The 21,287-nt window shown below is 42.9% G+C and carries 19 protein-coding genes; 5 read left to right on the forward strand and 14 right to left on the reverse strand.

The features are described 5' to 3' along the window. Nucleotides 1-24 precede the first annotated feature (24 nt). Nucleotides 25-801, reverse strand: a complete 777-nt coding sequence (locus ACP26M_RS23915; RefSeq protein WP_426583867.1) for a hypothetical protein — start codon at nt 799-801, stop codon at nt 25-27. Between the two features lie 252 nt (nt 802-1,053). Between ACP26M_RS23915 and ACP26M_RS23920 the strand changes: the two genes are divergently transcribed. After that, nucleotides 1,054-3,132, forward strand: a complete 2,079-nt coding sequence (locus ACP26M_RS23920) for a TonB-dependent receptor (RefSeq protein WP_426583869.1) — start codon at nt 1,054-1,056, stop codon at nt 3,130-3,132. 223 nt (nt 3,133-3,355) lie between these two features. Here the strand turns inward: ACP26M_RS23920 and ACP26M_RS23925 are convergent, their stop codons facing one another. Together ACP26M_RS23925 and ACP26M_RS23930 are read right to left on the reverse strand one after the other, a co-directional pair. Beyond that, the gene (locus tag ACP26M_RS23925; RefSeq protein ID WP_426583871.1) at nt 3,356-5,914 is read right to left on the reverse strand and encodes a family 20 glycosylhydrolase; all 2,559 of its coding nucleotides are present in this window, start codon (nt 5,912-5,914) and stop codon (nt 3,356-3,358) included. Nucleotides 5,915-6,167: 253 nt separating this feature from the next. Then, nucleotides 6,168-7,094 (reverse strand): cobalamin-binding protein, encoded by a 927-nt coding sequence (locus ACP26M_RS23930; protein WP_426583873.1) that lies wholly within the window; start codon nt 7,092-7,094, stop codon nt 6,168-6,170. Nucleotides 7,095-7,274: 180 nt separating this feature from the next. Between ACP26M_RS23930 and ACP26M_RS23935 the strand changes: the two genes are divergently transcribed. Further along, a complete protein-coding gene (locus ACP26M_RS23935; RefSeq protein WP_426583875.1) occupies nt 7,275-7,898 on the forward strand; it encodes a LysE family transporter in 624 nt (207 codons plus the stop codon). Nucleotides 7,899-7,997: 99 nt separating this feature from the next. On the opposite strand, the gene ACP26M_RS23940 is transcribed toward ACP26M_RS23935, so the two are convergent. From ACP26M_RS23940 to ACP26M_RS23960, 5 genes are all read right to left on the reverse strand, one after another. Next, on the reverse strand, nt 7,998-8,924 hold the full coding sequence (locus ACP26M_RS23940; protein WP_426583877.1) for a bifunctional riboflavin kinase/FAD synthetase: 927 nt from the start codon (nt 8,922-8,924) through the stop codon (nt 7,998-8,000). Between the two features lie 81 nt (nt 8,925-9,005). Next, a complete protein-coding gene (gene truB / locus ACP26M_RS23945; protein WP_426589758.1) occupies nt 9,006-9,737 on the reverse strand; it encodes a tRNA pseudouridine(55) synthase TruB in 732 nt (243 codons plus the stop codon). Nucleotides 9,738-9,885: 148 nt separating this feature from the next. Beyond that, nucleotides 9,886-10,680: an undecaprenyl-diphosphate phosphatase gene (locus tag ACP26M_RS23950; protein ID WP_426583879.1), complete on the reverse strand. Its 795-nt coding sequence runs from the start codon at nt 10,678-10,680 to the stop codon at nt 9,886-9,888. A gap of 95 nt (nt 10,681-10,775) precedes the next feature. Then, on the reverse strand, nt 10,776-11,069 hold the full coding sequence (locus tag ACP26M_RS23955; RefSeq protein WP_426583881.1) for a DUF3098 domain-containing protein: 294 nt from the start codon (nt 11,067-11,069) through the stop codon (nt 10,776-10,778). A gap of 91 nt (nt 11,070-11,160) precedes the next feature. Further along, on the reverse strand, nt 11,161-12,039 hold the full coding sequence (locus ACP26M_RS23960; RefSeq protein WP_090530733.1) for a cell division protein FtsX: 879 nt from the start codon (nt 12,037-12,039) through the stop codon (nt 11,161-11,163). A 360-nt stretch (nt 12,040-12,399) separates the two neighbouring features. On the opposite strand from ACP26M_RS23960, the gene ACP26M_RS23965 reads away from it, so the two are divergent. Beyond that, nucleotides 12,400-12,603 (forward strand): hypothetical protein, encoded by a 204-nt coding sequence (locus ACP26M_RS23965; protein ID WP_426583883.1) that lies wholly within the window; start codon nt 12,400-12,402, stop codon nt 12,601-12,603. A gap of 122 nt (nt 12,604-12,725) precedes the next feature. Here the strand turns inward: ACP26M_RS23965 and ACP26M_RS23970 are convergent, their stop codons facing one another. The 3 genes from ACP26M_RS23970 to ACP26M_RS23980 all read right to left on the reverse strand — a co-directional run bounded on the left by ACP26M_RS23970 (nt 12,726) and on the right by ACP26M_RS23980 (nt 16,077). After that, nucleotides 12,726-14,474 (reverse strand): ABC transporter ATP-binding protein, encoded by a 1,749-nt coding sequence (locus ACP26M_RS23970; RefSeq protein WP_426589760.1) that lies wholly within the window; start codon nt 14,472-14,474, stop codon nt 12,726-12,728. A 208-nt stretch (nt 14,475-14,682) separates the two neighbouring features. Beyond that, nucleotides 14,683-15,501, reverse strand: coding sequence for a tRNA pseudouridine(38-40) synthase TruA (gene truA, locus ACP26M_RS23975; RefSeq protein WP_426583885.1), 819 nt, complete (start codon nt 15,499-15,501; stop codon nt 14,683-14,685). Between the two features lie 54 nt (nt 15,502-15,555). After that, the gene (locus ACP26M_RS23980) at nt 15,556-16,077 is read right to left on the reverse strand and encodes a DUF892 family protein (protein WP_426583887.1); all 522 of its coding nucleotides are present in this window, start codon (nt 16,075-16,077) and stop codon (nt 15,556-15,558) included. A 129-nt stretch (nt 16,078-16,206) separates the two neighbouring features. On the opposite strand from ACP26M_RS23980, the gene ACP26M_RS23985 reads away from it, so the two are divergent. Continuing rightward, nucleotides 16,207-16,674 (forward strand): DUF4293 domain-containing protein, encoded by a 468-nt coding sequence (locus tag ACP26M_RS23985; RefSeq protein WP_112657069.1) that lies wholly within the window; start codon nt 16,207-16,209, stop codon nt 16,672-16,674. A gap of 386 nt (nt 16,675-17,060) precedes the next feature. Further along, nucleotides 17,061-18,923: a DEAD/DEAH box helicase gene (locus tag ACP26M_RS23990; protein ID WP_426583890.1), complete on the forward strand. Its 1,863-nt coding sequence runs from the start codon at nt 17,061-17,063 to the stop codon at nt 18,921-18,923. Between the two features lie 318 nt (nt 18,924-19,241). Here ACP26M_RS23990 and ACP26M_RS23995 read toward each other — a convergent pair whose 3' ends face one another. The 3 genes from ACP26M_RS23995 to ACP26M_RS24005 are packed head-to-tail and all read right to left on the reverse strand — an operon-like array spanning nt 19,242 to nt 20,959. Beyond that, nucleotides 19,242-19,562 (reverse strand): hypothetical protein, encoded by a 321-nt coding sequence (locus ACP26M_RS23995; RefSeq protein ID WP_090530718.1) that lies wholly within the window; start codon nt 19,560-19,562, stop codon nt 19,242-19,244. A 48-nt stretch (nt 19,563-19,610) separates the two neighbouring features. Next, complete coding sequence (locus tag ACP26M_RS24000; protein ID WP_426583892.1) at nt 19,611-19,922, reverse strand: hypothetical protein; 312 nt, start codon at nt 19,920-19,922, stop codon at nt 19,611-19,613. 29 nt (nt 19,923-19,951) lie between these two features. Then, nucleotides 19,952-20,959: an NAD(P)H-dependent glycerol-3-phosphate dehydrogenase gene (locus tag ACP26M_RS24005; RefSeq protein ID WP_426583894.1), complete on the reverse strand. Its 1,008-nt coding sequence runs from the start codon at nt 20,957-20,959 to the stop codon at nt 19,952-19,954. Between the last annotated feature and the right edge of the window lie 328 nt (nt 20,960-21,287).

Below are 21,287 nucleotides of genomic sequence, written 5' to 3' on the forward strand. Positions count from 1 at the left end.
TTTGGTTTGCGCTTTATATGTTCCCTATCGCGCCAGCACCTTTGGTGAAATAGTTATCCCTGTTGAATCGTCCCAGTGAAAAATGATCTGTGTTGCGGTCACTTCCATACTGCCCTCGTAGTCCGTGTTAATATCCTGGCCAAAGCCCGCATAAAACTTATAAACACCTTCCTTTAGTACGGGTTGATAAAATGCATAATTATTATGTGCTGTCAATACCGCTGTACCAGTGCAAGTGGTATTAGCCAGACTCTTTATAACAGCACCGGTGAAATTTATATAATACTTATCATGTAAAGGAAATGGTACAAAAAGGCTATAGGTAAACATAAAGTTGGTGCAATATTTTTTTTTGGTGCTTATGGTAAATGCAAGGTATGCTGAATCAGACTTGGCGCTTTTTACATACTGCGGCACAAAGGTGATCGAATCACTTTTATCGAACGGAATAAAATACACCGGAGGCGCATATACAGAATCGATAACAGTTATAACTATACTTTTCGAAGTAATATCACTATTTTTAGCGCTGATGGTATAATTTCCGGCTTTGGTGAACTTTATCCGGGCAGCATTTTTTGCAGTGCGAATGGTATCAAAACCTGAAGGGGCTACCATCCAGGTAACCTCCTTGTTATCTGCTCCCACCAGCAACATCGAGTCAGGCTCGTTTATTTTTACCTTTAATTTACTAACGGCAATTTCTCCCTCAGGAGCGTTAGGCTCGCCATTCTTTTGGCACGAGGATACTACACAAAAGCACAATGCAAGTATAGCAAGGTAAAATAATAACTTTCTCATTATAAGGGATATGAATGAGCGAATTTAAAAAAAATAACTATAATTGGGATTAATAAATTTTGAGGGAAGGGGCCTTTTCAGTATTGTTCCGCTCTATTCTGACAAATCTGAAATACATGCGTAATATAGTTGCAGCGTGCTGATCAGATGTTTGGAAAGAAAAAGTTAGCAACATCAAGATATTTACAAGCAGGCGATATCCTTTTACAAGTATAAAAACTATTTTTGAGGGTCATCCCTGATTGTCAATCTATGCTAAAACGCTTTACTCTTATAGCTCTTATACTTGCTGCTTTTACTGCAACCCACGCACAAAATAAGATCAAACCTAAGAGAGACACCACCGAACTTAAACCGGTGATCATCAAAGGTTACCTGAGCGACCAGCCTGTGATAAGCGTACCGGCGTCGGTAAGTGTGCTTAACGCAGCCCAGCTCAGGATCCAGCCCGATAACTCATTTGTTAACGCGCTAAATACGGTTCCGGGGGTACGTACCGAGGAGCGTTCGCCGGGCAGCTATCGTTTATCCATCAGGGGCAGTTTATTACGTTCGCCTTTTGGCGTGAGGGACGTAAAGATCTATTTTGATGATATCCCGCTTACCGACGCCGGGGGTAACAGTTATTTAAATGCTATTGATATAGCAGCCATCCAAAAGGTTGAAATATTAAAGGGGCCGGATGGCAGCCTATTTGGGGCTAACTCGGGCGGTGTCGTGATTCTTAGTCCGCTTAACCGTTATAACGACAGCACTTATATTTCGGCGGGGGTAAACGGTGGTTCGTACGGGTTGTTTCATGAAAAAGCAGCAGTACAATTAAAAACTACCAATTACCTGCTCAACATTAACCAAAGCTTTCAAACCTATCATGGTTACAGGCAAAACAGCGATACCCACCGCAATTATCTGCAACTGGCCGATAGCTGGAACTACAGCGGTAAAAACACCTTAAAAGCATTGGGCATTTATTCCGATTTGGCCTATCAAACACCGGGTGGCTTAAACCTGGCCCAGTATACCGCCAATCCGAGATTAGCCCGCCAGCCTACGGCAACTTTGCCTGGGGCTATTCAGCAACGCATAGGTATTACTACCAAAATGTATTTAGGCGGCTTAACCAACGAATATCATTTTAACGACCACATCCGCAACGTGCTGGCTGTGTTTGGCAATCACGTTGATTTTGCCAATCCGTTTATCACCAACTACGAACAACGCAGTGAAAATACCTATGGCTTCCGCACCTATTTTGAACTAACCGGCGATAAGAAACCCAATTTAAACTGGAAAGTTGACCTCGGTTTTGAATGGCAGCAAACCAACTCGCACATTGCCAATTATGGTAATAAGAAGGGGGTAAAAGATACCACCCAAACAGTTGATGATATCCACACCAACCAGCATTTTGTATTTGCCCGTTATGCTGCAGATGTGTATAAACGCCTGCATATTGAAGCCGCGGTAAGCTTAAATGACTATGGTTATAACTTTAAAAATGTTTACCCGCTAAACCAAAACAGCTTTACTAACCGCAACTTTAGCGCGCAATTAATGCCGAGGCTTGCTTTGTCATACCAGATCATCAATCCCTTAGCATGGCGTGCGAGTGTAAGCCGGGGTTACTCAAGCCCTACAACTGCCGAGGTACGGCCAACTGATAATATTGTAAACACAAGCCTGCAGGCCCAATACGGCTGGAATTATGAAACAGGTTTCCGCCTGCGCAACAGCGATGAAACTTTTATGCTGGATGCATCTGTTTACTACTATCGCTTAAACAATGCCATAGTACGCCGCCTAAATGCTAATGAAACCGAACATTATATCAACGCCGGTGGCACCAACCAGCTTGGTACCGAGGCCTCGTTGTACTATTGGATCATCCGCCCCGGTAAATACGGCTTTATTCGTGGATTACAGTTCAATGAATCTTTCACATATAGCCATTTCAGGTTCAGGGATTATATTGTTACCAATGCTAATTATTCGGGCAACAGGCTGACTGGTGTGCCTAAAAACGTATTTGTAAGCAGTGTTCAGATCAGGTTTCCGGAAAGCCTCGCATTGTTTGTTCAGCATACCTTTACTGCAAAAATCCCGCTTAATGATGCCAGCACGGTATACGCTCCAAAATACAACCTGCTGCAGGCAAGGGTTAGCTACCAGCCAACTATCGGCCGTAAAACACACTTTGAAATATTTGCTGCAGCAGATAACTTGTTGAATGAAAAATACAGCCTTGGTAATGATTTGAATGCTGTGGGTAACAGGTATTATAATGCTGCTCCGTTGAGGAATTATTCGGTTGGGATGAATTTTATGTATTAGATGGCGGGTAGTTGATGGTTCATAGATCGTGGTAATGCACACAGCAAGCAGTGCAGACGCTCGGCTCCTGCCGAGTGTCGATTATTTCCAGGCCTCTGGCCTGTGTACGCCTTGCTTGTTTACGGCGGCCGGAGGCCGGGGGATAGTTGCCACTCGGCTGGAGCCGAGCGGCGGCGATCTTTTTCTGACTTGCAAACTGCAAACCCAAAACTGCCAACTGAAACTACGGATTCAGATTATTACTTCCTCCCTCAGCCACATTACCACCCCTGCCTTTTGGATCAAAAGCGCGGAATTTGATAACGCCACCGTTGTAATTAACCGGGCCAGTGTAAACCTTACTACCAGCGTCAGGATCTTTACCATTGGTTGTATACCGGATAGTCAAGCCTGGAAACTCTACGTTACTAAAATATTTACCATCCTGCAGGCTGATCCCTGGCTTAGGCACCCGGTAACCATAACCACCATTGTAATAAGTTAGACGCGGCAGTTCACGTTTGCCTAACACATTCAGGAAATTTGACCAGGATACCTGGTATGCCTCTTTACTTTTTACAGGGTCTTTTTCGGTAGCCCATGCCGGGTCTTGCGCCCAGGCGCGTTCGGCCAGGCCAAGCAGTCGAGGGAAAATCATGTAATCCATCCGTTCAGGGCCTTTCACTGTTTCGGCCCACAGCGCGCCCTGCAAGCCCACGATATTGCTTTTGCCATAATCCGTGAGGCGTTGCTTGCCGATGAAGATATTCCTGTTTATCGGGTTGCCTTGCTTATCAACATCAGCATTTTTAAAATAGTCGTATGGAATAAACGAAAAGAATTTATCTATCCCTAAAAACGCGCCCCAGTAATAACCCGGCTCATCAAATGATTTGTAGTTGGCCATATCGAAATACAGGTTGGTAACGCAGGTTAGCACAACCTTGTAACCACCATTAGCCAAACGGTAAGCCAAATCTTCCTGCCCTCCGCCTAATACGTTGTTCCAAACATCAACCTGTAAGTGTTCTTTCGTAAAATCCGGATTAGGTACGTAAGCCGGCTGACCGTCGAGCGTAGTTTTACGAAGCGCCATTTCTTCCCAACCTGAAAGACGAATGCTTTTTGCTTTCAGGATTTCATTAATCCTTCCGTAGAAATAATACCAAAGATCATTGGTGCTTTGTATTTCGGGATGTGTAACCCTGAGCGCCGCATAAGCCGGTGATTTTTCCCATACATTCGCAGGAACCTCATCGCCACCGAAGTGGATGGTGGGCAGTGGTGCTTCGGCTTCTTTATAAGTACTGATGATGTCATTTACAACAGTCTCAACAAAGTTATAGGTTGAAGGGAGCGATACATCGATCACGTTATCATTCCAATACTGTACCGAGCGATACTCAGATTTATCATTAAGATCATATAGCAAATATTTTTCAGCTTCGGCCTTTTTTCCTTCGGCCATTAGTCGGTCATAACGGGCATTCATCGCTTTAATAGCTCCACGGGCATGACCGGGAGTTTCAATCTCGGGTACTACGGTGATATGACGATCGTTGGCATATTTCAGGATCTCGATATAATCTGCTTTCGTATAATAGCCGGTGCCAAAAGGATTGTTAACCTCCGGGCCGGAACCGTGCGATGGAGGCAGATGGTGTTTACTATCCAGTGTATGGCCTCGTTTGGAAGCGACGGCAGTAAGCTCGGGTAGCGACGGAATCTCTATTCTCCATCCCTCATCATCCGTTAAATGCAGGTGCAACACATTAAGCTTGTACAAGCTCATCGCCTCCAGCAGTTTCAATACCTGCTGTTTTGACTGAAAGTTACGGGCTACATCCAGCATTACGGCACGGTATGCAAAACGAGGGGCATCAGCAACTTCTACACATGGGATTTGTACCGATGATGGCGTTTTAGCCAAAGCACTTGCAGGGATCAAACTTTTGAACGATTGGATGCCATAATAGATGCCAGTACTGGTCGATGCGCGGATAACCACAGCAGCTGGTTTCACACTTAGCTCGTAAGCTTCATCGCCTAAGCCGGCTTTATATTCAAATGAAATAATTTTACCTGAAGATTTCCCGGCGCCCTTTTTTTCGAAGAGGCCAGCAACATAATTACTTAAAACAGATGTTTCTTTGCTGAACCGCGCATCGGCCGATGAAACCTGAACACCTGCAGTGAACGAAAAACTGCCGCTGCTTAGGCTATAACTTACCGGTGTAGGGAAAACTTTCAGTAACTGATCGGCAGGAATATCGGCAACTGTTTTATTCCTATCGAAAACAATCTCGGGTGTTATCAACCCCTGGTAAGTTGGTTTGTACAGCGTAATGTCATACGAGCCGAAAGAATAGCCTTTTTCAGGGGCGTTATCCCAAACAAGGTATGGCCCTTCAGGCGCATCGGTAATATTTACCACGGGGTCATCGCACACAAATTCAATGCGGGCGGTTTCGCCGGGTTTCAGGTCTTTGAAGCCGGATGTTGGGGTTATGCTGTATAAATCTCCGTTAACCTGTTCAATTAGGGCGTTATCGCTGAGGGCTGCTTTGGTAAAACCACGCCCCGAATTGAAATAGATCTTCCATCCTCCGGCAGGCAAAACCTCATGACTTTTATTGGTAATCACCAGTGCGGTGAGGGCCTGATTTTTATTTTGATAGTTATTATCCATTACCTGCCAGGTGAGGTGCAGGTTGGTTACGTTCGGTTTTTTATCGTCATTAATTTTAAAACCGCTGCATACAAAAACCGCGGCGATAACCATCAGCGTAAAAATTTTGTTCATAATTGATCCTGTGCCTGGGAGATAGCAGACAAGTAAATATATTGCTTTTTAAATTATTTTAATAAGTATTTTAAAGAAGTCTTTAGTCTAAAGTACTAAGTCTTAAACAAGCATTTATCTGTCGCGGGTTTAGAGGTAGCGTACCCCGTGACTGGCATGATTGAAGTTTCCAGCTTCACTTATTTTACTTAAGCTGGAAGCTTCAGTAATGGTTCGCCACAGGTTACGCTATCGCTAAACCTGCGGCAGTATTTTACAACGAAAACTTAATCCATCCTTCACCTTCATATCCAAATATGAACTGTTTGGGGCGAATGATCTCGGCCAGGATCTCGATGGAATCAACGATGCGGGGGCCGGGGCGGTTAAAATATTGATTACCATCGGCTATATAAAACCTGTCGTTTTTTACGGCTTTGAGTGATGCAAAACCCGGGCGGTCCAAAAGGAGGTTGATCTCCCGCATGGTGCGTTCAATACTGAAGCCGCAAGGCATCACCACAATAATTTCCGGGTCCTGCTGCAGGATCTCATCCCACTCAATATAGGGCGAGTGCTTCCCTTCCTGTGCTAAAACGGGCGTTCCGCCTGCTATGTTTACCAGGCCTGGTACCCAGTTGCCGGATATCATTACTGGCTCCAGCCATTCAATACAGGCAACGGTGGGTTTGCTATCTATAAATTTCAGTTTATGCTTAATGATATCAACCCGTTCCTGCAGGCTTTCAAGCAGTTCGGCACCGGCCGCGGGTACGTTCAGTGCATTGGCAACGGTAACAATGTCGTTAAAAATATCATCGAGACTGTTAGGCTGCAGCGATATAATTTGTGCCTGTTTATCCAGGTAGTTTTCAAGCGCCTCTTCAACATCTTTTAACGATACCGCGCAAACCTCGCACTGGGCCTGGGTTACTACCACATCCGGCGCAAGGGTTTTAATTTGTTCGCGCTTTACAGTATAAACCGATAGTGCATCGGCCAGGATCTCTTTCACTTTCACATCAATATCGGCGCTGCTCAAATCATCCGGAAAATTAGCTTCGGTACATACAGGTAACTGTTTAACAGACGCCGGAAAATCGCACTCATGCGAACGCCCCACCAGGTTTTTCTCTAATCCTAAGGCACAAATTATCTCGGTAGCGGCCGGCAGTAATGAAACTATTTTTTCAGTTGGCATGTTAACACGTTTAAAGTTTGCAAATGTAAGGATTATAGATGTGCAAATTTCAGATGTGCAGATGTGTAAATTGAAGAATTAGGCGGTGTAGTTATTGCAGCTTTCATCTGCACATTTAAAATCTGCACATCCGCAAATCTGAAGTTTGCCAACTCCAATTAACAACCTATCTTTGCTGCAATGATATTTTTGACTTTTTTCATCGGGCTTATAGCTAATTTCATAGGCTATATACCACCCGGCAATATAAACCTAACTTTAGTACAGATCACTATAAACCGTGGCATAAAAGAGGCTGTACGTTTTATTACAGCTTTTTCGGCAGTTGAATTTTTCTTTACCTATTTTATTATGCATGCTGCCCGCTGGCTTTCCGGACAATTGAAACTGGGCACCATCATCGACTGGATCATGGTGGTTTTGTTTGGTGTAATGGGTTATATCACCTGGATTCATCGCAATGCCCCACCTAAAGCCAATTACTCTGAACACGCCAGTATTAAATACGGTATTTTATTAGGCTTTCTAAACCCCATGCAGGTGCCCTTCTGGATGGTTACAGGCACATACCTCATCACGCATGAATGGATCCTTGATGGCCGTGTAGCTCTTGTTATTTTTAGTATGGGTTCGGCAGCAGGTGCTTTTTTATGCTTGTTTATCTACGCCAAGTTTGCCAGGTATATACAGCAACGATTTGCGTTAAGCACCAGGCTTATCAATACCAGCATAGCTATATTATTTTTTGCTTTCGCGATGTATCATGTTGTGAAACAGATTTACTTATCGTTCTTTAAACACTAAAACAGAACCATGATTTGCTTGATTTAAGGATTGCCTGATACGGCTGATAATCGATATTAATTTCAAGATAATCCTTAAATCAAGCACATCAAGGTTCCCTTAAAAATCAAGATTCAGCACATCTACCTTATCCTGAGCCAACTGCACTTTTAATTCATCAAGCGATGAAAACTTAACATCGCCACGGATGTAATGGTGAAACTCCATCCGGATAGTTTGATTATAGATCTCTTCGTTAAAGTCAAAGATATTTACCTCGATATTGCGGGTAAGGCCATTAACCGTTGGGCGGCTGCCGATGTAGGCCATCCCTTTATACTTCTGATCAGCTATAATTACTGTTACCGCAAAAATACCATCGCATGGAATAAGCTTATATTTTTCTTCAACCACGATATTGGCTGTCGGATAACCAAGCTGACGGCCGATCTGATCGCCGCGGACAACCTTTCCCGTAATAAAGAAAGGATAGCCTAAAAAGGCATTAGCCAAATGAATATCGCCGCTTAACAGGGCGTTACGGATGCGGGTTGAGCTGATGGCCACCTCGTTAATATCCTGTTCGGGAATTTCTACCACATCAAAACCATACACAGGGCTAAGGCGCTGCAGGTCTTCAAAGCCGCCCTGCCTGTCTTTACCGAAGCGATGGTCATAGCCTATTACTATTTTTTTTGTACCAATTTTGTTAACCAGCACATCGCGGATATAGCTCTCGGCAGATTGATTGGAGAAATCTCTTGAAAAAGGGGTTATAATGAGATGGTCAACCCCGATGCGTTCCAGTAGTTCGGCCTTTTCGGCTATGGTGGTGATCAGTTTAAGGCTTTCATCCTCCGGGTGCAGGATCATGCGCGGATGCGGAAAAAAAGTAAGGATCACTGTTTCGCCACCCGTGCTTTCGGCCAGCTCCTTAATGCCTGCTATAATTTTACGGTGCCCTATGTGTACCCCATCAAATGTACCGATAGTGACTACTGCATTTTTTACCGCCGAAAACTCGTCAATGTTATTATAAACCCTCATTAATTATATGAGTAAAAACACAAAGTTAATTTTTAGTTGATGGGATTAACAACCAGAATGTTTGCGCTTTGTAAATTTCTTTTACCGTGCAGTATGCACATCTGATACCTTTAATTCCCTCACGGTGTTTACCAGTTCCATTACCTCCCAGGCGTCCTCAATCCTGAAGTTGCCGCTGCGGGTGCGCCTTAGTTTTGAAAGATAAGCCCCGTTGCCTAAAGCCGCACCAAAATCATTCACCAGCGAACGGATGTAAGTACCCTTACTGCACACCACCCTGAAATCCACCTCGGGCAGCTCAATACGGGTTAGTTCAAACCCGGTTATAGTGACGTTACGCAGCTTCAGTTCCACATCCTCGCCCCGGCGTGCCTTTTCATATAAACGTTCGCCATCAACTTTTATGGCCGAGTGCGCCGGTGGATATTGCTGAATATCGCCAATGAACTGTCGGCAGTTGTTACGCAGCATTTCTTCAGTGAGTTGGCTGATGTCGAAACTTTTGTCTGGTTCCGTTTCCATATCATATGAGGGCGTAGTTGCGCCCAATACCATGGTCCCGGTATATTCCTTTTCTTCGGCCTGGAAAGTATCAATCTGCTTGGTCATTTTACCGGTGCAAATGATCAACAGGCCTGTAGCCAGCGGATCAAGCGTGCCTGCATGGCCAACCTTAAGCTTAAGCGGCTTAAATGAATTGCGGAGCTTGCCAACCACATCAAAGCTTGTCCATTGGTATGGTTTATTAACCAGCAGTAGCTGACCTTCAGCAAATTCCTCTATTTTAGTGTACGTGTTCTTCAAATCTTTTATTTATGTCGGATCAATTTATCCGATTTTTCGCAAAGGTACGATTTTCGCCCCTATTGCCTGACAAGCTATAAATTACTGCGCCGGATCAATCTCCTTTGGTATGAGACTGATCCGGCGCGACGCAAATTAACGCGATATACTTAAAGGTTTATACTGTTTGCAACGGATGTCCGCTCAAAATTAATCCTATAATAACAGCTCCAACCACGATACGGTACCAGCCGAAAATCTGGAAGCCACGGCGCTCAAGAAAAGTAATGAATGTTTTAATAGCCAGCATGGCAACAATAAAAGCAATGATATTACCTATGGCCAGCAGTTTAATTTCTTCGCCAGTAAATACATGCCCCTCTTTATGGAAGTCATATAGTTTTTTTGCAGTCGCGGCAAACATAGTCGGCACCGCCAAAAAGAATGAAAACTCGGCGGCTGCAGTACGGCTCAGTTTCTGTGCCATACCACCAACAATGGTAGCGGCCGAACGTGATGTGCCCGGGATCATAGCCAAACACTGAAAAAAGCCTATTTTAAGTGCCGTTAAATTGCTGATATCCTTTTCTTCTTTAATCACCGGCTTGTTGAACCATTTATCAACAAACAATAAAATAATGCCGCCAACAAACAGGGTAATACCAACCGTAAGCGCGCTCTCCAATAAAGCATCTATCTTTTTGCTAAACAATACGCCAAATACCGCTGCAGGTATAAAAGCGATAAACAGTTTTAAATAAAAATTAACCGATTGGAGGAACCTTCTCCAGTACAGGAACACTACCGATAAGATGGCACCCAGCTGTATGGCAATAGTAAAAAGCTTAACAAAAGGATCGGCTGCTATGCCCATTACTGATGAAGCAATGATCATGTGCCCGGTTGATGATACAGGTAAAAATTCAGTTATCCCTTCAATAATTGCAAGGATAATAACATGGATTAAATTCATTGGGGTTTTAAGGGGTTGAGGTAGAGATATACGTTATTACAGTAGATATCTTTCACTAAAACATATCTACTGTAAAATTCAGCATGGTTACTGTATTAATTAGCCGAAGGCTTTTTAAGGATAGCGAAGAAACCCAAAGCAAAACCGCCCAAAACTACTATTGGGGCGATAACTATTTTGGTAGTGCTGTAAATGTCAGTTGTGCCCGACATCAGGACAAAACCGAAGGCAACAACAGCCACGCTGATGATCAGCATGCGGTAATTGCTTTTATCAAATATAAATTGTACCGGTTGTGCAGGCGCAGTAGCTTTTGCAGCACCGGTAGCTGCCGGCGATGTTGCAGTAGTTGTTTTTCCAGGGCCGGCTGGTTTAAATTTTTGTGCCATTTATCTTTTAATTACTGAATTATTGAGTTAATGAATTAGTGGTTGAAAGTTCAGATTAAGCCTTTAAGCTTAAACCTTTTGCCTTTAACCTCTATCTGTACAGATCGTATATTTTTAAACGTAAAAACTTGTTAACTGCTAAAAAGGTACTGAAGCCTGATATAAAAATACCCAGCCCAACTACAACTAAAAACACGATGCCAAACTCGGTGTAGTTTTGTAAAAACACCAAGTCGGGTACGTTGTCATAAGCAACATATAAAGTACCTATCAGCAGGATAATAGCAATTAACCCGCCTAATAAACCATGCCAGATCCCGTACAGTAAAAAAGGCTTGCGGATAAATCCTTTGGTTGCGCCAACCAGCTGCATCGATTTGATCAGGAAACGCTGCGAATAAATGGCCAGCCTGATGGTATTGTTAATCAACGCTACCGAAAGCACCACAAAAATACCGGCAAAGGTAAGGATGATCAAACTGATGGTCGTTACATTCTGGTTCATTTGGTCAACCAGCGATTGCTGATATTTAACCTCCTTTACTAATGGGTTCTTAAGCAATTCGGCTTTAAACTTTTCAATATCCTTGTTATTGGCATACTCCGCTTTCAGGTAAACATCAACTGACTGCGATAGCGGATTGTAACCTAAAAACTTTACAAAATCTTCGCCAAGATCTTTTTGCAGGTTGCGGGCGGCAAGCTCTTTACTTACGTATTGGGTTTGTTTTACCATTACGTTGCCATCCAACTGTTTTTGAAGTTGCAATACGTCGCTTTCGTGGGCAGCATCATCAACAAAAATATTAAGCACGATGTTTTCTTTAACATAGCTCGAAATATTTTTAGCGTACACCAGTATTAAACCCAGCAGGCCTACCATTAACAGCACCATGGCAATACCAAATACAGTTGAAATGTAGATGGTTTTTGTCTTTTTAGAGGATGCGCTTGCTTCAAATTCTTCCATTTACTCTTGTTAGATGTGAGATATTAGACATGAGATTTGAGATCACTATCCCCCCTCAAGTTAACATCATATTTCTGCGAAAATAAGAAACCCTCCCTAAAGGTAAAAGTTTATTGCTTATAAATATGTTTAATAACGCTTTAGCTTAACAGATTTAACATTTATTAACAACAGAACCGTTGATTTTGTCAGAACTCGAATTAAACGAATTAGATGAATTAATGAATTGCCTTGCATTCGATAAATTCCTTAATTCAAAAGATTCGAGTTCAGACAAAATTCTGATTCAGACAAATTAAACATCAAATTCGGATCTAAACCTGGAGTTAAACAAAGCGCTACCGCTATTGTTATCAATACATGACAAAGCCAGCAAACGAAAAAGATAAACCTTCGCCATCAGATACCCCGACCCACAGCCCCAATGACAACGGGCATAAAAGCAAGGTGCGTAAAGAAGATAAACAATATCACGCCGATAATCCGCATGGAGGCGATATTGCCAAAAAGCATGAGAAAGAAGAACAACCGGTTCATTCGGTGAAGAGTGTACCGAAGAAGTGAGTCACACAATATTTGTCATTGCGAGGAGGAACGACGAAGCAATCTCGTAGCTATGCATATCGAACATGCATTGGCTATGGGATTGCCACGCTGCGCTCGCAATGACATGATTTAATATGTATCTATCTCGCAATTCCCGCCGAGTTAAACTGAAGGTCGTACAATTTCCGGTAGTGGCCGTTCTCAATTTTAAGCAATTCCTGGTGACTGCCCGTTTCCATGATCTCGCCGTGATCAAGTACAATGATCCTGTCGGCGTTTTGAATGGTGGAAAGCCTGTGGGCTATCACTATAGCCGTGCGGCCTTCCATTAATTTATTGATGGCATTCTGGATCAGGATCTCGGTTTCCGTATCAACAGATGACGTAGCTTCGTCCAAAACCAGGATCGCGGGATTATAAACCAGCGCCCTGATAAACGAGATCAGCTGCGATTGCCCGGCCGAAAGTGTTGAGCCGCGTTCCATCACATTATAATCGTAGCCGCCGGGTAAACGTTCAATGAAATCATGTGCACCAACATCTTTGGCTGCAGCTATGATCTGCTCACGGGTAATAGTGGGATTATTGAGGCTGATATTATTGGCAATGGTATCGCTGAACAAAAAAACATCCTGTATCACGGTGGCTATCTGCGAGCGCAGGTAGTTTACGTCGTAATCATGGATATCGTGCCCATCAACCCTTACACAGCCTTTGCCAATTTCATAAAAACGGTTCAGGATATTAATGGTTGATGATTTACCTGCGCCGGTTGCCCCTACCAAAGCCAGGGTTTCGCCGGGTTTGATATGGAAGCTGATGTTTTTCAGCACCCAGTTTTCATCGTTATAGGCAAACCATACTTTATCAAAGCTAATATCGCCCTGCAGTCTGCCTGTTGTAAGTGTGCCTTTATTTTCGGCCACCTCGTCTGTATCCAGTACTTTAAAAATCCTGTCGGCACCAACCATGCCCATTTGCAGGGTATTAAACTTATCGGCCAGCTGGCGGATAGGCCTGAATAACATATTCAGCAATACTATAAAGCTGGTGATTAATCCGGGAGTAATTCCCTTGCCTGATGCGGAGATAGTTAGCATTTGACTATCTGACAGCATTCGTTTACAACCATACCAAACCAACAGGCCCATGCATATGGCAAACAGAATTTCTACTACAGGAAAGAATATCGAATAATACCAGTTGGAGCGGATATTGGCATCGCGGTACTTCTCGTTCACGGCTTTAAATTTGCGCATCTCCTGGTCTTCACGGGCGAAGATCTGGATCACGCTGATCCCTGAAATGTGCTCAGCCAGGAAAGTATTGAGCCGTGCCACCTGCGTACGCACCTCCTGGAATGATGACTTGATAGCCTCCTTAAACACATAGGTTGAAGCAAATAGGAAGGGCATCGGAATGAGCGTGATCAGGGCCAGTTTCCAGTCCTGCCAAAGCATATAGCCTATCACTGCAACCACCAACAGCATATCACCCATAATAGAGATCAACCCTTCGGAAAAAATATCGGCAATAGTTTCCAGGTCGGACACCGTACGGGTAATAAGCATACCGATAGGCGTACGGTCGAAGTATTTTAATCTTAAACTGGTAATGTGGTTAAAAATATCGATCCTCAAATCGCGGATCACATATTGGCCCAGCGCATTGGTTAAATAAGTTTGGTAGTACTGCACAATAGTTTGAATGAGAAGCTGTGCTATCATGAGCTCAACCATAAAAACCAACCCATTATAATCATCGTTCAAAATATTAACATCCAATGTACGTTGGATCAGGATTGGCTGCAGCAAAGCATTGGCTGCTATAAAAATGGTGAGGAAAGTAGCTATAACAAAGGTTTTATTATACGGCTTAACGTAATGCATTACCCGGCCGAGTAGCTTCCAGTCGAGGGCCTTTCCGGTTACGCCCCCAGAAGGGGGGGCTGCTTGCTTGGTTGCTCCCTCATTTGCTGAGGAGGGAGTTTCCTGTTTATTATCTTTTTCTTCTTTAGCCACTATATCAAAGTTAAAGTATAATTATCTATCGTCAAATCTCATCCACATTATCCACCATTGTTCCCCCTTCAGGGGGCTAGGGGGCTAATGGAGCGACCAGTTGGTAAGGATATTTAACTTCCGTCAAATACAACCCGCAAGCCGGTACGCTGGTGCCGGCATTGGAGCGGTTTTTACTTTCAATAATTTCACGGATACCTTCCGGTTGCATTTCTTCCCGGCCAATCATCATCAAGGTACCTACAATGGCCCGCACCATGTTGCGCAAAAACCTGTCGGCAGTGATATGGAAAACAATGCCGTTTTCGGTTTTCACCCATTCGGCACGGGTGATTTTGCAGTTATTGGTTTTTACCTGGGTGTTTGATTTACTGAAACAGCTAAAATCAATGTACTCCATCATAATGGCCGCGGCTTGGTTCATCAAATTAATATCAGGCATATCGCGCAATTGCCAGGAAGCCCCTTGCAAAAAAGGGTCTTTATTAAAGTGAACATGATACTGATACGAGCGCGATGTGGCATCAAAACGGGCATGTGCATCGGCATGTACCGGGATAATATTTTTTATAGCGATATCAGGTGGAAGCAGGGCGTTGAGGCCCCTCACCACCTGTTCATGGTTAATAGTTGATGGTTCATGGCCGTCAACTTTGCCATGTTCTATGAACGATGAACTATTACCCTCAACATCAAAATGCGCGAAGAATTCTTTGGCGTGCACGCCCGTATCTGTGCGGCCGCAGCCGGTTGTTTCTATGGGCTGCCGTAAAATTGTGCTTAGTGCCTTGTTCAGCAATTCCTGTACACTTACGGCATTTTGCTGTATTTGCCAGCCGTGATAGGCAGTGCCATTGTAGGCCAGTTCAATAAAATAACGCTGGTTGTTGCTCACGAGGCAAAGTTAACAATCTGCCGCCTATGCCGGGTTCATAATTTGGTCATAGTATTATGCGGGTTCGGTTATATAGGCCTTATAGATAGCCTCAAACGCCAGTTTATTTTTAACAGCCAGATTAAAAGGCTTATTGATAAAGGTATTGCTATAGCCAATGGTTTTTGCCAGGTTACGCAAAACATCAAAATAGGTTATTTCAATACCTTCGATGATCTGCACATAAAATACAATGAACACATCACGCTCCATGGCGGTTTTCCCGGTTTTAATTGCCGATATATAAGCTTCAAGCGTCATGGCTTTTATGCCAAGTACCGTCGTTTTTGATGGCGTTTCATTAATGGCGCTGTAAATAGAATCGAGATGGGTAAGCTGCTTTTGGGTAGCTTCATGACATTCCTGTACGGCCTCCTTCAAATAAGCTAAGGATGCAAGCTCTTTTATCTCTTCAAAAAAATCAATCAGATGTTTTTTACCAAAATAAATACTGTTCAGGTGCTCAAGGAAAATCCTTTTTAAATGGACGTTCTCAAATTTAACATCTTCGGGGTTTTGTTCACTAATGCGGGGCATTTGACAATTGTTTAAATACAAATAAATATACATTAAATAATTATCATTCAAAGCAAGCGATATCGCTATTAAATTAGTGCTTCTCCAATAAGCAAAACATTTATATTTGCCTTTATAATTTTTAATATCATGCTGCAACGCATCCAAAGCATTTACCTTTTGTTCGCCAGCCTTGTGCTGTTCGCCCTTTTCTTTTTTCCGCTTGCCCACAACGTCTATGTTAATGATAAACCCTCAAGCATTATGGTTACCGGTATTTACCAGGATGTGAACGGCGTACAGCAACATACCCAAACATTTGTGGCACTCACCGCTATAACAGCTATTGTTGCCCTCATTCCCCTGGTCATCATTTTTCTATATAAAAACCGAAAACAGCAAATAGCCTTCTGCTACAGTGCTATACTGGTACTTATTGGCTACAGTTTCTGGATGGCACAAACTGTTAAAGGCGCAGCAGGCAGCATTACCCTTGATACACGCACGATGGGCATTGGCCTGTTCCTTACTTCACTAAGCATTATACTGATCATCTTCGCACAAAAAAGCATAAAAAAAGATGAGAAGCTGGTAAAATCGGCCGACAGGTTGAGGTAAACCCGGGTTAGTGTTAAGTCGACAGTACTAAGTCGACAGTACTAAGTCGGCAGTTATAAGTCTGGTTTCCTTTTCTATATTTAAAACTTATGACTAACCTAAGTTCATTGTTTGCAATCCCTTTGTAAAAACCAGGTAATAGATTATGATTTTCATGCTTAATAAAGCCCCTTGTTATCTGAAAATCGGGCTTTAAAAACCGGAGAAAAAAGTAATCCTTGTTATGAAATTATTAATTAACTGGTTTTTTTTCAGTCAATTAGTAGCTTATTCTCAATAATACTACCAAACTTCATTTTATCTCAACCCACCTATTGGAATTATAAAACATTAACACTATCTTTGCGCCCGATTTGACGATGTTGTCAAATTCGTTATTTAAATTCATGAACAACCCATTTATTGAACTGGGAATCCGTCATGATATTGTTAATGCCATCTCTGAGTTAGGATTTGAGAATCCTACACCAATCCAGGAGCAGTCAATCCCGGTATTGTTAACAGGCAGCAACGATTTTGTCGGATTAGCCCAAACCGGGACCGGAAAAACTGCTGCCTTTGGCCTACCATTATTGGAACTGCTTGATTTCGAAGAAAATCATCCACAGGCACTTGTTTTATGCCCAACGCGCGAACTTTGTTTACAAATCGCGAACGACATTAAGAACTACTCCAAAAAAATGAGCAACGTACACGTTGTTGCTGTTTATGGCGGAGCAAGCATTATGGACCAGTTACGCCAGATTAAACGCGGCGTACAGATCGTAGTTGCTACACCAGGGCGTATGCTTGATATCATTAACCGTAAGGCTATTGATTTTTCGGCTGTGAAGTATGTAGTATTGGATGAGGCTGATGAAATGCTCAATATGGGCTTTCAGGAAGACATTGATAGTATCTTATCTACCACACCCGAAGAGAAAAAAACCTGGCTATTCTCGGCCACTATGCCTGCCGAAGTAAGGCGGATCGCGAAAAAATACATGACCGATCCTTTCGAGCTTACCATGGGCGCAAAAAACACCGGCAATGCCAATATCGAGCATGAGTACTATATAGTACGTGCCCGTGACAAGTATGCCGCGTTTAAACGTATTGTTGACTTTAATCCTGATATTTTTGGTATCGTATTTTGCCGTACCAAAATTGAAACCCAGGAAATTGCTGAATCGCTGATCAAAGACGGCTACAATGCCGATTCATTGCACGGTGACCTTTCACAGCAACAACGCGATAAAGTGATGAAACGCTACCGTGAGCGCAGCCTGCAATTATTAATTGCTACTGACGTTGCCGCACGTGGTATCGACGTTAACGACGTAACTCACGTTATTAACTATTCATTACCCGACGAGATTGAAAACTACACTCACCGTAGCGGCCGTACAGCCCGTGCAGGTAAAACCGGTGTATCAATCTCTATCGTTAACGCCAAAGAATTAGGCAAAATTCGCCAGATTGAGCGTGTTATTGGTAAAAAATTCGTGAAAGCTGAGATCCCTACAGGTTTTGATGTTTGCGAAAAACAATTATTCTCTATCGTTCACAAAGTACATAACGTAACTGTTAACGAAGAGCAGATTGAGCAATACCTGCCACGCATTTATGACGAGTTTAAAGATTTCACCAAGGAAGATTTCATCAAACGATTTGCTTCAATTGAATTTAACCGTTTCCTTGATTATTACAAAAACGCTCCTGACCTGAATGCCAGCGTTGAAGAAGGCCGTAACAGGTTCGAAGATCGCGGCGAACGCGGCAATGGTGTACGTGGCAACTTTACCCGTTTATTTATAAACTTAGGTTCGGTTGATGAATTTAACCGCGGCGATTTGTTAGGTTACATCTGTAACACTACCAAAATAAGCGGCCGTACCGTGGGTAAAATCGATGTTAAAGGTGTGTACTCTTTCTTTGAAGTACAAAACGAAGATGTTGATAAAGTGATGGCCAGCTTTAAAGAAGCCGAATATAAAGGTCGCCCCGTAAGGATCGAGATCTCTGGCGAGGGCACCAGCGATAACCGTAGCGGCGGCGAACGCCGTGAAGGCGGATACCGCGGTGGTGATCGTCGTGAAGGCGGATACCGTGGCGGAGATCGCCGTGAAGGTGGTTACCGTGGTGGCGAGCGTCGTGAAAGCGGTGGTTACCGTGGCAACGAAAGGCGCGAGCACAGCAATGGCGGTGGTTTCCGCGACTTTTCAGGCAAACCCCGTGAAGATCGCCCTGAGCGCAGAAGGAGATTTTAATTATCCATCATAAAAAAACCACCGATTGAAGTCGCAAGTTTAAAGTCGAAAGTTCTAAGTCTTATTTGAAGTCGTTTTATCGATTTAAGACTTAGAACTCATGACTCCAGACTTGAGGCCCAAAGGGTGGTTTTCATGAGCTTCCTTTAGTAAGAAGCATTAGTTTTAGTTTAGTTTTGTTAACAAAGCCTTTTTACCGCTGCATACGGGAACAAAGGCTTTTGTTTTATATATAAGCCCGCCTTTTCTGGTCATAAGCAAACTTCACAACCTATCCATAAAACTTATGAGCTTTAAGCATTCAGCTTTCAGCCTACATTAACGGCTAAATTCAACAATGTCCGAATCAGGATAACAAAGCGTTAGCTTACTGTCGGTAAGTTCCTTAATAAAAAACTTAGTATAAGGCCTGCTTCCCTGGTATGAGGTATAAATGGTATCATTTTTTACAAAATAATCCTCTTTGCTGGCCTGCCCGTCGTCCATAATAAAATCTTTATCCGTTATCGAAAGCTTGGTAGCACCATCTTTTGATTTCCAGTTACCTTCCAGCTTTTTATTGGCAGCCGGCGGCTGAGAACAAGCGTATATCAATAACATGCCTGCAACTGCAGCAAATATGGGAGCAAACTTTTTCATGACGGATCAGGATTTTTTTAGAACGGCTTACGCCTTTGTTGAATTTAATTATTGGGTAGGTTTATCTATCAGTTCAGATTTTTTCAGATAAACCCGGTGACCTTTTTTATTCACATAAAAATAATGCGAATATTTATCAATGTAAATGGTTTCGCCATTAGGGCCAACCTTGCCGGCATATTTCTTATCAGCTACTGTAGCTGCGCCTTTGGCCGCAACTTCGGATGTTTTATGGCCTATTTTTTTTGTGGTTTTGCTGATCTTACCACCGAGGGTTGAATCCTTATGCGTTTGAGTAAAGCCCGGGCTAACCATAAATGTACCGGCAGCAAACAGGGCTATTTTAAACAGATTTTTCATATTGACGGTAATTAAGTTTTTTAATAAAATCAACTCAATTTTTCGGCCAAATTTCTCATTTCTATCACAGGTGAGCGCTTTTGATATAAAATAGCGTAAACCGCCTCGCAAATAGGGATGCTTACACCGTATTGCTTATTAACTTCATGTAGGCAATTTACTGCATAGTACCCCTCGGCAATCATGTTCATTTCCAGTTGGGCCGATGTTACTGTATATCCCTTGCCTATCATGTTACCAAAGGTGCGGTTACGGCTAAATTGCGAATAAGCAGTAACCAGCAGATCGCCCAGGTAAGCGGATTCTTTAATATCCCTGTCGATAGGATGTACAGCGGCCACAAAACGTTCCAATTCGCGAATGGCGTTTGATATCAGCACCGCCTGGAAATTATCTCCATAGCCCACACCGTGGCAAATACCACTGGCAATGGCATATACATTCTTTAAAACAGCCCCGTATTCTGTACCATAGATATCATCAGAAATGTTTGTTTTGATATACCGGGTATTGATCATTCCCGCAAACCGCGAGGCAAGTCTTGTATCTCCGGAAGCTATAGTTAGATATGATAATTTTTCGAGCGCTACTTCCTCAGCATGGCACGGACCGCTGATCACCATAAAATCATCAAACGATATATCGTATTTTTGATGAAGAAACTCGGCAATTATCAAATTTTCATCGGGCACGATACCTTTTATAGCCGATACTATCTTTTTACCTTTCAGATCGGCAGCAGTTATATCTTTTAGCGCATCTTTCAAAAAAGCAGCCGGTACATTAAGCAACACAATGTCAGCAGCTGCGATAAGCGGTTTCAGATCGGTAGATATATTTTGTTCGGGAAGTTTGATCTCCACCGAACTCAGGTAATGCGGATTACGCGCAAACTTTTTCAAATGTTCCACAGCTTCGGCGTTACGCATCCACCAAAAAATTTCTTTTGGGGTGGTGTTATCGATAAGCATTTTAATATTAGCCGTAGCCCAGCTCCCCCCGCCAACAACTGTGATCTTGTTTAATTTTTTATCCATCAATAAATAATAGAAATATCGCTGCCTGGTTTTAATCGGCTAAGCAAATTAATGAAATATTATGCAGATTGGCGAATGATAGAAAAAGTGGGCTTAACTACTTTTTTGAGTCTTTTTGCAAGACAATAATCTGGCTCCGGGCCGATGCTTCCGTTTTTCTTTTCTAAGAAGCTGTTTAAGAATGAAGAATATTAATTGCCGTTGGTTTTAACCAACGGATTAAGAGCCGAAAACTCCTGGCTTTAGCCTAATTATGCAAGCGGATTTGGGCTGAAGCCCTCTTGTTGTGAATGCTTTATTCCGTTGGTTAAAACCAACGGCAATGAAG

Source organism: Mucilaginibacter sp. R-33 (assembly GCF_049949235.1).
In the GTDB taxonomy this organism is placed as follows: Bacteria; Bacteroidota; Bacteroidia; order Sphingobacteriales; family Sphingobacteriaceae; genus Mucilaginibacter.

Excerpts from the sequence above, each read along its gene's own strand:
- ACP26M_RS23915 (WP_426583867.1), bottom strand. The coding sequence starts at position 801 with ATGAGAAAGTTATTATTTTACCTTGCTATACTTGCATTGTGCTTTTGT.
- ACP26M_RS23920 (WP_426583869.1), top strand. The coding sequence starts at position 1,054 with ATGCTAAAACGCTTTACTCTTATAGCTCTTATACTTGCTGCTTTTACT.
- ACP26M_RS23925 (WP_426583871.1), bottom strand. The coding sequence starts at position 5,914 with ATGAACAAAATTTTTACGCTGATGGTTATCGCCGCGGTTTTTGTATGC.
- ACP26M_RS23930 (WP_426583873.1), bottom strand. The coding sequence starts at position 7,094 with ATGCCAACTGAAAAAATAGTTTCATTACTGCCGGCCGCTACCGAGATA.
- ACP26M_RS23935 (WP_426583875.1), top strand. The coding sequence starts at position 7,275 with ATGATATTTTTGACTTTTTTCATCGGGCTTATAGCTAATTTCATAGGC.
- ACP26M_RS23940 (WP_426583877.1), bottom strand. The coding sequence starts at position 8,924 with ATGAGGGTTTATAATAACATTGACGAGTTTTCGGCGGTAAAAAATGCA.
- ACP26M_RS23950 (WP_426583879.1), bottom strand. The coding sequence starts at position 10,680 with ATGAATTTAATCCATGTTATTATCCTTGCAATTATTGAAGGGATAACT.
- ACP26M_RS23955 (WP_426583881.1), bottom strand. The coding sequence starts at position 11,069 with ATGGCACAAAAATTTAAACCAGCCGGCCCTGGAAAAACAACTACTGCA.
- ACP26M_RS23960 (WP_090530733.1), bottom strand. The coding sequence starts at position 12,039 with ATGGAAGAATTTGAAGCAAGCGCATCCTCTAAAAAGACAAAAACCATC.
- ACP26M_RS23965 (WP_426583883.1), top strand. The coding sequence starts at position 12,400 with ATGACAAAGCCAGCAAACGAAAAAGATAAACCTTCGCCATCAGATACC.
- ACP26M_RS23970 (WP_426589760.1), bottom strand. The coding sequence starts at position 14,474 with ATGCATTACGTTAAGCCGTATAATAAAACCTTTGTTATAGCTACTTTC.
- ACP26M_RS23980 (WP_426583887.1), bottom strand. The coding sequence starts at position 16,077 with ATGCCCCGCATTAGTGAACAAAACCCCGAAGATGTTAAATTTGAGAAC.
- ACP26M_RS23985 (WP_112657069.1), top strand. The coding sequence starts at position 16,207 with ATGCTGCAACGCATCCAAAGCATTTACCTTTTGTTCGCCAGCCTTGTG.
- ACP26M_RS23990 (WP_426583890.1), top strand. The coding sequence starts at position 17,061 with ATGAACAACCCATTTATTGAACTGGGAATCCGTCATGATATTGTTAAT.
- ACP26M_RS23995 (WP_090530718.1), bottom strand. The coding sequence starts at position 19,562 with ATGAAAAAGTTTGCTCCCATATTTGCTGCAGTTGCAGGCATGTTATTG.
- ACP26M_RS24000 (WP_426583892.1), bottom strand. The coding sequence starts at position 19,922 with ATGAAAAATCTGTTTAAAATAGCCCTGTTTGCTGCCGGTACATTTATG.
- ACP26M_RS24005 (WP_426583894.1), bottom strand. The coding sequence starts at position 20,959 with ATGGATAAAAAATTAAACAAGATCACAGTTGTTGGCGGGGGGAGCTGG.